Here is a 15,537-nt window from a genome sequence, read left to right as displayed (position 1 = left end):
CCCGGCGCCCGGGCTCCCGGCGGCAGTCGGGGATCTTCGCCGGGCGGCGTGCGCCGCCGGCGTCCATCCTCGCCCGCGCGCCCCGCGGGACTCACTTGCCCCAGGTGTCCTTCAGGCTGGTGATGCGGTTGAACGCCAGGCGCCCGTCCCGGGCGTCGGCGACGAAATAGCCGTGGCGCTCGAACTGGAAGCGCGTCCCCGGCGCGGCGGCGGCCAGTGACGGCTCGACGTAGGCCTGCACCACCTTGACGCTGTCGGGGTTCAGCGCCGCCTTGTAGTCCTTGCCACCCGCATCGGGGTGCGGGTCGTTGAACAGCCGGTCGTACAGCCGCACCTCGGCCTGCGCGCCGTCGCGCACGCCGACCCAGGTGATCACGCCCTTGACCTTCACCGCATCGGCGCCGGGCGTGCCGCTCTTGGTGTCGGGCACGACTTCGGCGAGCACCGCCGTGACGTTGCCGTCGGCGTCCTTCTCGCAGCCGGTGCACTTGACCACGTAGCCGTACTTGAGCCGCGCCATGTTGCCCGGGAACAGGCGGTGGTAGCCCTTGGGCGGCTGCTCGGCGAAGTCCTCGCGCTCGATCCACACCTCGGCCCCCAGGCGGAACTCGCGCGTGCCGAGGTCGTCGCGCTTGGGATGCGCCGGGGCGCTGCACGGCTCCAGGTGGTTGGCGCTGCCGAACACCTCGGCCCAGTTGGTGAGCTTGAGCCGGACGGGGTCGAGCACCGCCATCGCGCGCGGGGCCTTGCCGTCCAGGTCGTCGCGCACCGCGGCCTCGAGCAGGCCGTAGTCGATCCAGCCGTTGGCCTTGCTGACGCCGATGCGCTCGGCGAACAGGCGGATCGCCTCGGGCGTGTAGCCGCGCCGGCGCATGCCGACGATGGTGGGCATGCGCGGGTCGTCCCAGCCGTCGACGATGCCCTCGTCGACCAGCGCCTTGAGCTTGCGCTTGCTGGTCACGACGTAGGTCAGGTTGAGGCGGGCGAACTCGTACTGGTGCGGCAGGTTGAAGGGCTCGACGCAATAGGGCTCCAGCGCGTGCGCCAGCAGCGGCGTGAACTGGTGGGCCTGCGATTTCAGCAGCGCGAAGAAGGCCGGCAGGTCGGCGATCACCGCGTCGCGGTCGCGCTCCCACTTCTGGAACAGCGCGCGCATGCGCTCTTCCGGCTCGCTGTGGTCGAGCTTGTGCGCATGGTTGTGGCAGCGCAGCGCGAACTCCTTGCCGGCCTCGATGCCCTGCTGCTCGATGCGCTCGACCAGCTCGCAGGCGCGGCGGAACTCGGGCTCGCGCAGGATCGGCACGATGCGCTCGAGCACCCAGTCGTAGAACGGGCGCTGGTCCTCGAACTCCAGCGTGCAGATCGAGTGGGTGATGTTCTCCAGCGCGTCCTCGATCGGGTGCGCGAAGGTGTACATCGGGTAGATGCACCAGCGGTCGCCGGTGTTGTGGTGCGTGGCGTGCTTGATCCGGTAGATCGCCGGGTCGCGCAGGTTGATGTTGGGCGAGGCCATGTCGATCTTGGCCCGCACCACCATCGCGCCGTCCGGGTGCTTGCCGTCGCGCATCTCGCGCAGCCGTGCCAGGCTCTCGGCGGCCGGGCGGTCGCGGTAGGGGCTGTCGACGCCGGGCGTCGTGAAGTCGCCGCGGTTGGCGCGCATCTGCTCGGGCGTCTGCTCGTCGACGTAGGCGTGGCCGTGCTCGATCAGGTACTCGGCCGCGCGGTACATGAAGTCGAAGTAGTCGCTCGCGTAGTAGAGGTGGCGGGTGCCGTGGGCTTCCCAGGTCCAGCCCAGCCACTGCACCGCGTCCTTGATCGCGTCGACGTACTCCTGTTCTTCCTTCTCGGGGTTGGTGTCGTCGAAGCGCAGGTGGCAGACGCCGCCGTATTCCTGCGCGAGGCCGAAGTTCAGGCAGATGCTCTTGGCGTGGCCGACGTGCAGGTAGCCGTTCGGCTCGGGCGGGAAGCGCAGGCGCACGCGGGCCGGGTCGGGCTCGCCGTGCGCGTGGTGGTTGCCGTCCCCGGGGCTGCCGCCCCAGCGGCGGCCCTGGTGGCGCCCCTGTGCCAGGTCGCGTTCGATGATCGCGCGCAGGAAGTTGCTCGAGGACGGCTTGTTGTCTTCTTTGTGGGCAGGGGCCGACATAGGGCTGTGGACGCTCCGTGAAGGAAAGTAAGCTCTGGCGCCATTCTACGGGGCGGCTGCCTTGGCCCTTCGCAGGCGCTGCGCCCGTTCCGCGCCGCAAGCGGCACGGCACGGGCGTGTGGCGGGAACCACGGCCCGCGCGGCCCGGTCTGGCCATGCTGTCCAGTCCAGGCGAGGTCGTGCCGGGGCTGGCCGGTGAGCGGGCACTTCCTTGCCGGGCCGGAAAAGACTGGTTGCATGGTGAAGTTGGGTAAAGCTGGGTAAAGCCTGCGCACCGCACCCGCAGAAGGTGCGTTAATTGCGCCAGGCCCGCTCAACCCGGGCCCAGCCTAAGGAGAAATCGCTATGAACCGACGAGCCCTCTTCGCAAGTGCTGCGCTGGCGCTGGCCGGACTGGCGGCCGCACCGGCCCACGCGGGCGACGTGTACTGGTCGATCGGCGTCCACGCTCCCGGTGTCTCGACGCATGTGTCCAACGTCCGTCCGGTGGTCGTGCACCCGGCGCCGGTGGTGGTCTATCCCGCGCCGCACGTGGTGTATGCGCCGGCGCCCGTGTACGTGAAGCCGCGGCCGCTGGTGGTGCACAAGCACCATCACCACCACCACGCGCACGTGAAGCACCCTCACGGCCACGGTCCGCGCCACGGGCACCACGGCCACCGGCATCGCTGAACTCCGGAAGCGGTGCTTCCCCGGGCGCCCCGCGGCATCGCGGGGCGTTTTCGTTTCGGCGCGTTCAGCCGCGCTGCTGCAGGCGGCTGGTTTCGGCGTCGACCAGGCGCCGGACCCAGCCCTCGCCGGCCTGGCTCAGTCCCACGACGAGGCCGTGGATCGCCAGGCCCAGGCCCCAGCCGGCCAGCGGCCAGACCCCGTCGCTGGCGCCGCCCGCCCACAGGCCGGCGTTGACCAGCACGAAGACCAGCAGGTGGACAAGCCAGCCGAGCTGGCGCCGCACGCGACGGCGGGCGAGGTGACGCAGGTCGGCGGCAGGGGTGGTGGCGTTCATCGCGGTCTCCTGAAGGGGTGGACGATGGCGCCATGGTCGCGCGGCCCGCGGGGGCGCGCCGCACCCGTGCGACGGAATGCCGCAGCGGGCGACGAAGTGCGCCGTTGCGGGGGCGGACGGCGCAGGACCTCACCACTGGTCCGAGCGCGTCAGGGCCTCCCAGATGCCGGGGCGGGCCTCGTAGACGCTGACCACGCCGTAGTGCTGCTCGCCATGTTCGTTGAAGCGCACGCCATGCGTCACCGGTGCGAGCGCGTCGATGCGCTTGAGCTCGGCGGTCAGTTTCTTCGGGTCCACCGTGCGCGAGCGCTCCATCGCCGCCTTGAGCACCCAGACCGCGTCGTAGGCGTAGTGCGAGCCGTACACCGGATCGGTGCCGTAGGCCGCGCGGTACCTGTCCAGGAAGGCCTGGCCCTGCAGGAACTCGCGCGGCTCGATGATGGGCGAGGTGGCGTAGACCTTCAGCGGCAGCGCCGCCTTGACCAGCTTGTCCGTCTTGATGGTGTCGCTGCCGAGGATGCGCATCTTGCGCAGGCCGGCGCGGGCGAGCTGGTCGACCAGCGCCAGCACCTGGAAGTCGGCCAGCGTGGTGACGATCGCGTCCACGTCGGCGCGCTGCAGCTCGGGCACCAGGGCCTGGAAGTCGGTGGTGCGGTCGTCCAGCGACTGGCGCACCGCGACGGTCTTGCCCGCGCGGCGGATCTCGTCGGCCGCGGCGTCGGCCAGGCCTTTGCCGTAGGGCGTGCTGTCGTCGATCACCGCGAACGACTGCCCGTTGAGCGAGCGCACGGCATAGGCGCCCATGGCCTTGGCCTGCAGCGCGTCGTTGGCGACCAGGCGCAGCGTGGTCGGCAGGCCGAGCCGGGTGTACTCGGGCTTGGTCGAGATCGCCAGCTGCGGGACGTGCTTCTCGGCGTAGACCGGCGCGGCGGCGATGGTGACGCCCGAGTTGAGGTGGCCGACCACCGCGACCACGCCGGCGTCCACCAGCTGCCGGGCCACGGTCTTGCCGGTCTCGGGATCGGAGCGGTCGTCGACCGCCAGCACCTCCAGCCGGACCGGCTGCCCGTCGATGCGCAGGCCTTGCCGGTTGATGTCCTCGACGGCCAGCCGCACGCCGTTGACCATGTCCTGGCCCAGCGAGGCGAGCGGTCCGGACAGCGGCTGTGCGACGCCGATGGTCACGGTCTCGGGGATGCGGTTGCAGGCGGTCAGGGCCAGGGCGGCGAGCAGGCCGCCGAGCCCGAACAGGCGACGAAACATGGAACAACCTCCTCGTGTGCGAGATGCGGCGCAATCTAGCGACGCTCGCTCCGAGGAACCGGCGGTATTCGGGGCCGGGCGGCAAAGATTCCGGGGATCGCGGGGCCGGCCGGCCGAGGATCCTGCGGATTTCAGGGTCTACCCGAAGGGCTCACATCGGCCTGAAGCGGTGCGCGTGGATGCGGCTGACCACCGGGCGCTCGGGGCGGCCGCGCAGGTGCAGCCGCAGCTTGCCGGTCTCGTCGCGCACCGCGGCCTCGATCGCGGTGGCCCGCACCACGACGCCACGGTGCACCAGCCAGAACTGCTGCGGGTCCAGGCGCGGCAGCAGCTCGCGCAGCGAGGTGCGGATCAGGTACTCGCGTTCGGCGGTCAGCACGCGCACGTACTTGTCGGCCGCCTCGAAGCAGATCACCTCGGTCACCGGCACCATGTGGATGGCCTGGCCGACGCCGGCCTGGATCACCTGCAGCGGCTCGGCGCCCGCGGGCGCGAGGCCGGGGGCCTGCAGCAGCGCGCGCAGCTGCGCGACCGCGGCCTCGAGCGGCTGGCCGGTGCCGGCGCGCTGCGCCAGGCGCGAGCGCAACCGCGCGCACGTCTGCGCCAGGCGCGCCGGATCGACCGGCTTGAGCACGTAGTCGACCGCGGCGGCCTGGAAGGCCTGCAGCGCGTACTGCTCGTAGGCGGTGACGAACACGATGAGCGGAAACGGCGCGCCCGTGCCGGCGTCGTCGGGCCAGTCCTCGGCCAGGGCCTGGGCGGCCTCGATGCCGTTCTGTCCGGGCATGCGGATGTCCAGGAAGCAGATGTCCGGGCGCAGCGCCAGCGCCTGCTCGACCGCCGCCGCCCCGTGGCCGACCGTGGCCACCACCTGCAGTTCGGGCCACAGCCGCTGCAGCTCGGCGGCAAGGGCGGCGGCCAGCAGCGGTTCGTCTTCGGCGATCAGGGCGGTGGCGTGCATGGCCTCAGGCCTCGGGCGGGGTGGGGGAGAGCGGCAGGCGGATCTCCGCCAGCGTGCCGCCGGCGGCGTCGTCGGCGGGGACCAGGCGCAGCGTCGCGCGCCCGCCGTACATGGTCGACAGGCGCCGGCGCACCTGGTCCAGCCCGAAGCCGTCGCCGTCCGCCGCGGGCGTCGGGTGCGGCAGGCCGACGCCGGTGTCGCGCACGCGCAGCACCAGCCGGTCGCCGTCGAGGGCGGCGCTCACCTCGACGCGGCCGCCGTCGACGCACGGCTCCAGGCCGTGCTTGATCGCGTTCTCGACCAGCGGCTGCAGCAGCAGCGGCGGCACGGGCAGGCCGGCGCAGGCGGGCGGCAGCTCCAGCCGGGTGGCCAGGCGGTCGCCCATGCGGATGCGCATCAGCTCCAGGTAGTCGGCCAGGCGCTCGAACTCCAGCCGCAGCGGGTGCAGCTCGGTGCGCGAGGCGTTCAGCGTGGCGCGCAGGAAGGCGATCATGCGGTCGAGCATGGCCTGGGCGCGTGGCGGATCGAGGGCGATCAGCGCACGCAGGTTGGCCAGCGTGTTGAACAGCATGTGCGGCTCGAGCTGGGACTCGAGCAGCTTCAGCTGGGTCTCGAGCGCCTCGCGGTGCGCGGCCTCGGCCTGGGCGCGGTGGTACTGCAGCTCGCCGCGGGTATAGAAGAAGTAGACGATGGCGCTGCCGATCAGCAGGCTGAGCCCGGCCAGCGACAGGAACGCATCCGGCGCCTGGCGCAGCAGCGCCCAGGTGGAGCGGCCCGAATAGGCGTCGGAGACCAGCGTGCCGGCGATGTAGCCGGTGACGATGCCGAACGCCAGGAACAGCAGCTTGCGCCAGCCGTGCCCCATGCGGTCCGGGCTGCCGGGCTGGCCGAAGAAGAAGCGCCCGACGTCGATCAGCAGCCAGCTCGTCACGCCGATCGCATGGACGTTGACCAGCTGCTCGTCCAGGCGCCGGTGCTCCATGAAGTGCCACATCAGCAGCGCGACGGCCGTGTTCAGGCCGAGCACCACCGGGGCGCGGCGCGCGATCGCAGGCAGTTCCTGGCGCAGGTCCGGGGGCAGCTTCACGGGCACGGGGCGGGCAGCGGGTTCAGATCAGGCCGAGTGCATGGTGCCACAGCAGCTGGCCGAGGTAGCGGCTGGGCAGCAGCGTGAACGCCCCGGCGAACAGGCAGCCGCCGATGTAGACCGTCCACATCAGCTTGCGGTGGCGCTGCACGTTGCCGTGCGCGACCTGCCACAGCGCCGAGCCGATGCCGAAGAACACCAGCAGAACCAGCAGGTGGATGGGCGTGTAGCCGGCGATGTTGGGGCGCTCGAAGCTGCGGATGAACAGGCTCGACAGGGCCGCGCCGGACATCAGCGTGACCCAGGCATAGCCCGTGCCGCGGTGCACCCGCGAGCCCTTGCGCGCGGCCAGCGCCACCGGGCCGAGCAGCAGGGCGGCCAGGGCGAGGCAGAGGTGGATCGCGACGGCGGGCGGCAGGGCTTCGGGGGTGGACATGGCGGTCTCCATCGAGGGATCGGTCATGTCCGGACTGTGCGCAGCCCGGCCGGCGCCGGCGAGCGTCGTGCGACGAAACGCCGCCCGCGGGGCGCGAAACGCCGCCGCCGCGGCGCGAACGGGGGGCTCAGCGCTTGCGCGAGCCGCCCAGCAGGCTGCCCAGCACGCCGCGGATGATTTCCCGTCCGACCGTGTTGCCGATGGTGCGCGCGGCCGACTTGGCCAGCGCGTCGACCACGCCTTCGCGCCGTCCGCCGCGCGGGCCGGTGGAGCCGAACAGCACGTCGGTCCAGCCGCCGCTGGTGGCGGCCGGCCCCTTGGCGGCGGCCTCGCGCGAGGCCTTGTCGGCGCCGGCGTTGGCCTGCTCGGCGCGGGCCTTGAGCTTCTCGTAGGCGGATTCGCGGTCGACGGTGCGTTCGTAGACGCCGGCCACCAGCGAGCCCTGGAGCAGCGCCTGGCGCTGCTGCGGCGTGATCGGGCCGATCTGGCTGCCGGGCGGCAGCACGTAGACGCGCTGGGTCACCGACGGGCGGCCCTTCTCGTCGAGGAAGCTGACCAGCGCCTCGCCGACGGCCAGCTCGGTGATCGCCGCCTCGATGTTCAGGCCCGGGTTGGCGCGCATCGTCGAGGCGGCCGCCTTGACCGCCTTCTGGTCGCGCGGCGTGAAGGCGCGCAGCGCGTGCTGCACCCGGTTGCCGAGCTGGGCCAGCACGGTGTCGGGAATGTCCAGCGGGTTCTGGGTGACGAAGTACACGCCCACCCCCTTGGAGCGCACCAGCCGCACGACCAGCTCGATGCGCTCGATCAGTGCCTTGGGCGCGTCCTTGAACAACAGGTGGGCCTCGTCGAAGAAGAACACCAGCTTGGGCTGGTCCAGGTCGCCCACCTCGGGCAGCGTCTCGAACAGCTCCGAGAGCATCCACAGCAGGAAGGTGGCGTACAGGCGCGGCGCGTTCATCAGCTTGTCGGCCGCCAGGATGTTGATGACGCCGCGGCCGCGCACCGTCTGGATGAAGTCGCCGATGTCGAGCATCGGCTCGCCGAAGAAGCGGTCGCCGCCCTGTTCCTCGATCTGCAGCAGGCCGCGCTGGATCGCGCCGACGCTGGCCGCGCTGATGTTGCCGTACTCCGTGGTGTACTGGCTGGCGTTGTCGCCCACGTGCTGCAGCATCGCGCGCAGGTCCTTCAGGTCGAGCAGCAGCAGGCCCTGGTCGTCGGCGATCTTGAACACCAGCGAGAGCACGCCCTGCTGGGTGTCGTTGAGGTCCAGCATGCGACCCAGCAGCAGCGGGCCCATGTCCGAGATGGTCGCGCGCACCGGGTGGCCCTGCTCGCCGAACACGTCCCACAGCGTGGTCGGGCAGGCGACCGGCTCGGGCAGGGGCAGGCCGCGCTCCTCCAGCGTCTTCGCCATCTTGGGCGCGATCGTGCCCTCCTGCGAGATGCCGGTCAGGTCGCCCTTGACGTCGGCCAGGAACACCGGCACGCCGATGCGCGAGAAGTTCTCGGCCAGCGTCTGCAACGTCACGGTCTTGCCGGTGCCGGTGGCGCCGGTGATCAGCCCGTGCCGGTTCGCCAGGCCGGGCAGGAGATGGCATTCGATGTCGTCGTGCTTGGCAATGAGGAGCGGTTCGGCCATGGCGTGCGCTGTCCAAGGTTGCGGGGATGCCCCCGGATAAAATCGCAGTCTATCCAACACTTCCCCATCTTTGCGCCGCGGCGTGTCACCCCAGCCGCGGTGCCTCAGGAGCTTGCTTCATGGCTGGTCATTCCAAGTGGGCCAACATCCAGCACCGTAAGAGCCGCCAGGACGAGAAGCGCGGCCGCATCTGGACCCGCGTGATCCGCGAGATCATCGTCGCCGCCCGCCAGGGCGGGGGCGACCCGAACGCCAACCCGCGGCTGCGGCTGGCGATCGACAAGGCCAAGGCCGCCAACATGCCGGCCGACACCATCAAGCGCAACATCGACAAGGCCACCGGCAACCTCGAGGGCACGACCTACGAGGAAATCCGCTACGAGGGCTACGGCATCGGCGGCGCTGCGGTGATGGTCGACTGCATGACCGACAACCGCGTGCGCACCGTGGCCGAGGTGCGCCATGCGTTCAGCAAGCACGGCGGCAACCTGGGCACCGACGGCTCGGTGGCCTTCCAGTTCAAGCACTGCGGGCAGTTCGTGTTCGCGCCCGGCACCAGCGAGGACAAGGTGATGGAAGTCGCGCTGGAAGCCGGGGCCGAGGACGTCATCACCGGCGACGACGGCTCCATCGAGGTGCTGTGCGCCCCGGGCGACTTCGAGGCGGTGCGCAACGCGCTGAAGGCCGGCGGGCTGAAGCCCGAGATCGCCGAAGTCACGATGCGTGCCGAGAACACCGTCGCCCTGAGCGGCGAGGATGCGCTGAAGATGCAGAAGCTGCTGGACGCCCTCGAGGACCTGGACGACGTCCAGGAGGTCTACCACAACGCCGAGCTCGACCTATGACCCGCCTTCCCCTCCTGGCGCTGCACCCCGCGGGGCTGGCGGTATCGTGCAACCTGACCGGCCGGAGGCATGCATGAAGGTGCTCGTCATCGGCTCGGGCGGTCGCGAGCACGCGCTGGCCTGGAAGCTGGCGCAATCGCCCCGCGCCCCGAAGGTGTTCGTCGCGCCGGGCAACGGCGGCACCGCGCTCGACCCGCAGCTGCGCAACGTCGAGATCACCGACCCGCAGGCGCTGGCCGACTTCGCCGCAAGCGAGGGGGTGGACCTGACCGTGGTCGGGCCGGAAGCCCCGCTGGCGGCCGGCGTGGTCGACCTGTTCCGCGCCCGGGGCCTGCGCATCTTCGGCCCGACCCGCGCGGCGGCGCGCCTGGAAAGCTCCAAGGCCTACGCCAAGGAATTCATGCGCCGCCACAACATCCCGACTGCGGCGCACGAGACCTTCAGCGATGCGGCCCAGGCGCACGCCTACGTCGACCGCATCGGTGCGCCCATCGTGATCAAGGCCGACGGCCTGGCAGCAGGCAAGGGCGTGGTGGTCGCTTCCACGCTGGCCGAGGCGCACGAGGCCGTCGACTGGATGCTGCTCGACAACAAGCTGGGCGTGCAGCACAACGACGGTGGCGCGCGCGTCGTGATCGAGGAGTTCCTGCAGGGCGAGGAAGCCAGCTTCATCGTGCTGTGCGACGGCCGCAACGTGCTGCCGCTGGCCACCAGCCAGGACCACAAGCGCCTGCTCGACGGCGACCAGGGGCCCAACACCGGCGGCATGGGCGCGTACTCGCCGGCGCCGGTGGTCACGCCCAACGTGCACGCCCGCGTGATGCAGGAGATCATCCTGCCGACCATCGCCGGCATGGCCAAGGACGGCATCCCGTACACCGGCTTCCTCTATGCCGGCCTGATGATCGACGCCGAGGGCCAGCCCAAGACGCTGGAGTTCAACTGCCGCATGGGCGACCCCGAGACCCAGCCGATCCTGATGCGCCTCAAGAGCGACCTGCTCGAGGTGCTGCTGGCCGCCACCGACGGCACCCTGGACCAGGTCGAGCTGCAATGGGACCGGCGTGCCGCGCTGGGCGTGGTGATGGCCGCGCAGGGCTACCCGCTGCAGCCGCGCAAGGGCGACGTGATCACCGGGCTGCCCGCGCCGCAGCCGGACGCCATGGTGTTCCACGCCGGCACCGCGACCCGCGACGGGCAGACCGTCACCTCCGGCGGCCGGGTGCTGTGCGTCACGGCACTGGGCGATTCGGTCAAGGCCGCGCAGCAGCGCGCCTACCAGGCCATGCACGGCATCCACTTCGACGGGATGCAGTTCCGCAGCGACATCGGCTACAGGGCGATCAAACGGTGAACACGCAAGAGGTCCGCAACTACCTGCTCGACCTGCAGGAACGCATCGTCCGGACCATGGAGGCCGAGGACGGCAGCGCGTTCCTGCGCGACGCCTGGCAGCGCCCGGCCGGCGGCCGCCTGGAAGGCGACGGCATCTCGCGCGTGATCGAGGAGGGCGGCCTGCTCGAGCGCGGCGGCTGCAACTTCTCGCATGTCAAGGGCCCGCAGCTGCCGCCTTCGGCGACGCAGCACCGTCCCGAGCTGGCCGGCGCGCCGTTCGAGGCGCTGGGCGTGTCGCTGGTGTTCCACCCGCGCAACCCCTACGTGCCGACCGTGCACATGAACGTGCGCATGCTGGCCGCGCAGCCGGCAGACGGGCCGATGGTGACCTGGTTCGGCGGCGGCATGGACCTCACGCCCTGCTACGGCTTCGAGGAGGACGCGCGCCACTTCCACGCCGTGTGCCGGCGCGCGCTGGCCCCCTTCGGCGAGGACAAGTACCCGCGCTTCAAGCGCTGGTGCGACGAGTACTTCTTCCTCAAGCACCGCAACGAGCCGCGCGGCATCGGCGGCATCTTCTACGATGACTTCACCGAGGGCGGCTTCGAGACCGGCTTTGCGATGATGCGCTCGGTGGGTGACGCCTTCCTCGACGCCTACCTGCCCATCGTGCAGCGCCGGCGCGACACGCCCTACGGCGAGCGCGAGCGCGACTTCCAGGCGTTCCGGCGCGGGCGCTACGTCGAGTTCAACCTGGTGTGGGACCGCGGCACGCTGTTCGGCCTGCAGTCGGGCGGGCGCACCGAATCGATCCTGATGTCGATGCCGCCGGTCGTGAAGTGGCGCTACGACTGGCGCCCCGACCCCGGCACGCCCGAGGCGCGGCTGTACAGCGACTTCCTGGTCGCGCGTGACTGGGCCTGAGGCTTGAAGCGCATAGGCATCTTCGGCGGCAGCTTCGATCCGGTGCACAACGCGCACCTGGCGCTCGGCCGCCTGGCGCTGCAGCACCTGGGCCTGGACGAGCTGCGCTGGGTGCCGGCCGGCCTGCCGTGGCAGAAGAGCCGCCAGGTCACGCCGGGTGCGCAGCGGCTGGAGATGCTGCGCCTGGCCCTCGAGGGCGAGCCGCGCTTCGTGATCGACACCTGCGAGCTGGACCGCAGCGGCCCGAGCTACACCATCGACACGCTGCGCGCGCTGCAGGCGCACGAGCCGGCGGCCGCATGGTTCCTCGTGATCGGGCAGGACCAGTACGCGCGCCTGGACACCTGGCGCGAGTGGCCCGAGCTGCTGCAGCGCGTCACGCTGGCCGTGGCCGGCCGCGCCGGCGTGCCGCCGCAGCCGCCCGCCGCACTGGCCGCGGTGTCGCACCGCATGGTGCCGCTGCCGCTGCCGCCGATGGCCGTGTCGGCCACCGAGATCCGCGCCCGCGTCGCGCAGGGCCAGCCGGTCGACGCGCTGGTTCCGCCGCCGGTCGCACGTTATATTGAGCAACACCGCCTGTATCAGGCATAACCCACCACGAACAACGCCCCCGCATGGACATCCGCAAACTGCAGCGCGCCATCGTCGATGGCCTGGAAGACGTCAAGGCCCAGGACATCCAGGTGTTCAACACCGAGCACCTTTCGCCGTTGTTCGAGCGCGTCATCATCGCTTCGGGCACCTCGAACCGGCAGACCCGGGCCCTGGCCGCCAGCGTGCGCGACAGCGTGCGCGACAAGGGCTTCAAGGTGCTGCGGGTCGAGGGCGAGGAAAACGGCGAGTGGATCATCGTCGACTGCGGCCCTGCCGTCGTGCACATCATGCAGCCCAACATCCGCCAGTACTACAACCTGGAGGAGATCTGGGGCGAGAAGCCGGTGCGCGTGAAGCTGGGCGAGGCCAAGGGCCTGCCGCGCGCCTCGGTCGAGGCGGACGACGGGCCCGAGGCCGCACCGGCCGCGAAGAAGGCCGTGGCGCGCAAGGCACCGGCGAAGACGACACCTGCGGCGAAGAAGGCCGCCACCAAGGCCCCGGCGGCGAAGAAGGCGGCAGCGAAGTCCGCCCGGCCCGCCGCGAAGAAGGCCGCGGCCAAGGCGCCGGCGAAGAAGGCTCCCGCAGCGAAGAAGGCACCTGCAGTGAAGAAGGTGGTCGTCGCGAAGAAGGCGGCCGCCAAGGCGCCCGCGAAGACGGCGGGCAAGGCCGCCGCGAAGCAGGCCGGCACCGCCCGCAAGACGACCGCGCGCAAGGCATGAAGCTCGTCGTCGTGGCGGTCGGCCAGCGCATGCCGGCGTGGGCGGACGCGGCCTACGACGACTACGCCAAGCGCTTTCCGCCCGAGCTGCGGCTGGAGCTGAAGGCGGTCAAGACCGAGCCGCGCACCGGTGGCAAGCCGGTCGAGGCCCTGATGGCAGCCGAGCGCAGCCGCATCGAGGCCGCGCTGCCCAAGGGCGCGCGCGTGGTCGTGCTCGACGAGCGCGGCGACCGTGTCACCACCGTGCAGCTGTCGGCGCGCCTGAAGGCCTGGATGCACGACGGCCGCGACGTGGCCTTGCTGATCGGCGGCCCCGACGGCCTGGACCCGGCGCTGCGCGAGTCGGCCGACGAGCGCCTGCGCCTGTCCGACCTGACCCTGCCGCACGCCTTCGTGCGGGTCCTGCTGGCCGAGCAGCTGTACCGCGCCTGGTCGGTGATGGTCGGCCATCCCTACCACCGCGAATGAACTCGCCGTCGCGCGACCCATGAGCCGCACGCTGCACGACTTCGTCTACCTCGCCTCGCAAAGCCCGCGACGTCGCCAGCTGCTGGAGCAGATCGGCGTGCGCTACGAACTGCTGCTGCCCGACCCGCACGAGGACGCCGAGGCGCTCGAGCTGCCGCTGCCGCGCGAGGCGCCGTTGCGCTACGTCGAGCGCGTCACGCGCGCCAAGCTGGCCGCCGCCCGCACGCGCCTGCAGCGGCGCGGCGGCGTGGCCGCACCCATCCTGTGCTCGGACACCACGGTGGCGCTGGGCGGGCGCATCCTCGGCAAGCCGCAGGACGCGGCCGAGGCAGCGGCGATGCTGCACGCGCTGTCGGGCCGCGAGCACCGGGTGCTGACCGCGGTGGCGCTGGGCCACGGCCGGCGCACGCAGTGCCTGGTCAACGTCTCGCGCGTGAAGTTCGCGCCGCTGTCGCGTGCCGAGGTGGATCGCTACGTGGCCAGCGGCGAGCCGATGGGCAAGGCGGGCGCCTACGCCATCCAGAGCCAGGCCGCCGCCTGGATCGAGCGCATCGCCGGAAGTTACTCCGGTATCATGGGTTTGCCTCTGTTCGAGACGGCGCAGCTGTTGCGGCGCTTCGGCGTCAGGTTCTGAGCTTCCCCAGCCCCAGCACGCATGCAGGACATCCTCATCAATTGGTCCCCCCAGGAGACCCGGGTCGCGATCGTCGAGAGTGGTGCCGTGCAGGAGCTGCACGTCGAGCGTGCGCTGGAGCGCGGGCTGGTCGGCAACATCTACACCGGCAAGGTGGCGCGCGTGCTGCCCGGCATGCAGTCGGCCTTCATCGACATCGGGCTGGACCGCGCCGCGTTCCTGCACGTGGCCGACGTCTGGCAGCGCGGCAGCCACGGCGAGGGCGGCAATGCCGCGCCGGTGCCGATCGAGAAGCTGGTGTTCGAGGGGCAGTCGCTCACCGTGCAGGTGATCAAGGACCCGATCGGCACCAAGGGGGCGCGGCTGTCCACCCAGATCAGCATCGCCGGCCGGCTGCTGGTGTTCCTGCCGCAGGACGACCACATCGGCATCTCGCAGAAGATCGGCTCGCCGGAGCTGCGCGAGCAGCTGCGCGCGCGCATGGCCGCGCTGGTCGGCGACGAGGGGGGAGGCTTCATCCTGCGCACCAATGCCGAGGACGCGACCGACGAGGAGCTCGCCGCCGACATCGCCTACCTGCGCAAGACCTGGGCCGCGATCCGCCAGGCCAGCTTCCGCAGTCCGCCCGGCACGCTGCTGCACCAGGACCTGAACCTGGTCCAGCGGGTGCTGCGCGACATGGTCACCGACGAGACCCAGTCGGTGCGCATCGACTCGCTCAGCCAGTACGAGGCGCTGCTCGCCTTCGGCAACGAATACACCCCGAGCGCGGTGCAGAAGCTGCAGCTGTACCGCGGCGAGCGCCCGATCTTCGACCTGTTCAACATCGACCAGGAGATCGAGAAGGCGCTGGGCCGGCGCGTGGACCTCAAGTCCGGCGGCTACCTGATCATCGACCAGACCGAGGCGCTGACCACCATCGACGTCAACACCGGCGGCTTCGTCGGCGCACGCAACTTCGACGACACCATCTTCAAGACCAACCTGGAGGCGGCGCAGGCCATCGCCCGCCAGCTGCGGCTGCGCAACCTGGGCGGCATCATCATCATCGACTTCATCGACATGATGCGCGAGGACCACCAGGAGGCGGTGCTCGCCGAGCTGCGCAAGCAGCTCTCGCGCGACCGGGTCAAGATGACGGTCAGCGGCTTCACGCAGCTCGGGCTGGTCGAGATGACGCGCAAGCGCACCCGCGAGTCGCTGGCGCAGATGCTGTGCGAGCCTTGTCCCACCTGCGGCGGCAAGGGCAACGTCAAGACGCCGCGCACGGTGTGCTACGACATCCTGCGCGAGATCGTGCGCGAGGCGCGCCAGTTCAACCCGAAAGAGTTCCGCGTGATCGCCTCGGCCGCGGTGGTGGAGATGCTGCTCGACGAGGAGAGCACCCACCTGGCGGCCTGTTCCGACTTCATCGGCAAGCCGATCTCGCTGCGGGCCGAGCCGACCATGTCGCCCGAGCAGTACGACATCGTGCTGTTGTGACG

General features: G+C 71.0%; 16 protein-coding genes. 9 read left to right on the top strand and 7 right to left on the bottom strand.

Annotated features, from left to right (window positions below; translation table 11 throughout):
- Positions 1 to 91: 91 nt before the first annotated feature.
- Complete coding sequence (locus IS481_RS12280) at positions 92 to 2,143, bottom strand: glutamine--tRNA ligase (RefSeq protein ID WP_104355708.1); 2,052 nt, start codon at positions 2,141 to 2,143, stop codon at positions 92 to 94.
- Between the two features lie 345 nt (positions 2,144 to 2,488).
- Here IS481_RS12280 and IS481_RS12275 point away from each other — a divergent pair, with 345 nt between their 5' ends.
- Positions 2,489 to 2,815 carry a hypothetical protein gene (locus IS481_RS12275; RefSeq protein WP_104355707.1) on the top strand — a complete coding sequence of 109 codons (327 nt, stop codon included), beginning with the start codon at positions 2,489 to 2,491 and terminating at the stop codon, positions 2,813 to 2,815.
- Between the two features lie 64 nt (positions 2,816 to 2,879).
- Here the strand turns inward: IS481_RS12275 and IS481_RS12270 are convergent, their stop codons facing one another.
- The 6 genes from IS481_RS12270 to IS481_RS12245 form a co-directional block, all read right to left on the bottom strand.
- Positions 2,880 to 3,149 carry a 2TM domain-containing protein gene (locus IS481_RS12270; protein WP_104355706.1) on the bottom strand — a complete coding sequence of 90 codons (270 nt, stop codon included), beginning with the start codon at positions 3,147 to 3,149 and terminating at the stop codon, positions 2,880 to 2,882.
- Positions 3,150 to 3,278: 129 nt separating this feature from the next.
- Positions 3,279 to 4,412 (bottom strand): branched-chain amino acid ABC transporter substrate-binding protein, encoded by a 1,134-nt coding sequence (locus IS481_RS12265; protein WP_104355705.1) that lies wholly within the window; start codon positions 4,410 to 4,412, stop codon positions 3,279 to 3,281.
- A 151-nt stretch (positions 4,413 to 4,563) separates the two neighbouring features.
- On the bottom strand, positions 4,564 to 5,373 hold the full coding sequence (locus IS481_RS12260) for a LytR/AlgR family response regulator transcription factor (RefSeq protein ID WP_104355704.1): 810 nt from the start codon (positions 5,371 to 5,373) through the stop codon (positions 4,564 to 4,566).
- Positions 5,374 to 5,377: 4 nt separating this feature from the next.
- The gene (locus IS481_RS12255) at positions 5,378 to 6,460 is read right to left on the bottom strand and encodes a sensor histidine kinase (protein WP_232529260.1); all 1,083 of its coding nucleotides are present in this window, start codon (positions 6,458 to 6,460) and stop codon (positions 5,378 to 5,380) included.
- Between the two features lie 22 nt (positions 6,461 to 6,482).
- Positions 6,483 to 6,896, bottom strand: a complete 414-nt coding sequence (locus IS481_RS12250) for a DUF2306 domain-containing protein (RefSeq protein ID WP_104355942.1) — start codon at positions 6,894 to 6,896, stop codon at positions 6,483 to 6,485.
- Positions 6,897 to 7,023: 127 nt separating this feature from the next.
- Positions 7,024 to 8,535, bottom strand: a complete 1,512-nt coding sequence (locus tag IS481_RS12245) for a helicase HerA-like C-terminal domain-containing protein (RefSeq protein WP_104355703.1) — start codon at positions 8,533 to 8,535, stop codon at positions 7,024 to 7,026.
- 119 nt (positions 8,536 to 8,654) lie between these two features.
- Here IS481_RS12245 and IS481_RS12240 point away from each other — a divergent pair, with 119 nt between their 5' ends.
- The 8 genes from IS481_RS12240 (at position 8,655) to rng (ending at position 15,535) form a co-directional block, all read left to right on the top strand.
- Positions 8,655 to 9,380 (top strand): YebC/PmpR family DNA-binding transcriptional regulator, encoded by a 726-nt coding sequence (locus tag IS481_RS12240; RefSeq protein WP_104355702.1) that lies wholly within the window; start codon positions 8,655 to 8,657, stop codon positions 9,378 to 9,380.
- A gap of 73 nt (positions 9,381 to 9,453) precedes the next feature.
- Positions 9,454 to 10,734, top strand: coding sequence for a phosphoribosylamine--glycine ligase (gene purD, locus IS481_RS12235; RefSeq protein ID WP_104355701.1), 1,281 nt, complete (start codon positions 9,454 to 9,456; stop codon positions 10,732 to 10,734).
- A complete protein-coding gene (gene hemF / locus IS481_RS12230) occupies positions 10,731 to 11,639 on the top strand; it encodes an oxygen-dependent coproporphyrinogen oxidase (RefSeq protein WP_104355700.1) in 909 nt (302 codons plus the stop codon). Before purD ends, hemF begins: the two co-directional genes overlap by 4 nt.
- 3 nt (positions 11,640 to 11,642) lie before the next feature.
- Positions 11,643 to 12,230, top strand: a complete 588-nt coding sequence (gene nadD / locus IS481_RS12225) for a nicotinate-nucleotide adenylyltransferase (RefSeq protein WP_104355699.1) — start codon at positions 11,643 to 11,645, stop codon at positions 12,228 to 12,230.
- 23 nt (positions 12,231 to 12,253) lie between these two features.
- The gene (gene rsfS / locus IS481_RS12220; RefSeq protein ID WP_104355698.1) at positions 12,254 to 12,952 is read left to right on the top strand and encodes a ribosome silencing factor; all 699 of its coding nucleotides are present in this window, start codon (positions 12,254 to 12,256) and stop codon (positions 12,950 to 12,952) included.
- Positions 12,949 to 13,419: a 23S rRNA (pseudouridine(1915)-N(3))-methyltransferase RlmH gene (gene rlmH / locus IS481_RS12215; RefSeq protein WP_104355697.1), complete on the top strand. Its 471-nt coding sequence runs from the start codon at positions 12,949 to 12,951 to the stop codon at positions 13,417 to 13,419. The genes rsfS and rlmH overlap by 4 nt, the downstream gene beginning before the upstream one ends.
- Before the next feature lie 19 nt (positions 13,420 to 13,438).
- On the top strand, positions 13,439 to 14,053 hold the full coding sequence (locus tag IS481_RS12210) for a Maf family protein (protein WP_104355696.1): 615 nt from the start codon (positions 13,439 to 13,441) through the stop codon (positions 14,051 to 14,053).
- 21 nt (positions 14,054 to 14,074) lie between these two features.
- The gene (gene rng, locus IS481_RS12205; RefSeq protein WP_104355695.1) at positions 14,075 to 15,535 is read left to right on the top strand and encodes a ribonuclease G; all 1,461 of its coding nucleotides are present in this window, start codon (positions 14,075 to 14,077) and stop codon (positions 15,533 to 15,535) included.
- Positions 15,536 to 15,537: the final 2 nt, after the last annotated feature.

Source organism: Caldimonas thermodepolymerans (assembly GCF_015476235.1).
GTDB lineage: Bacteria > Pseudomonadota > Gammaproteobacteria > Burkholderiales > Burkholderiaceae_C > Caldimonas > Caldimonas thermodepolymerans.
Note: the sequence above shows the minus strand (reverse complement) of the source record. Positions and strands in the feature narration are given on the sequence as shown.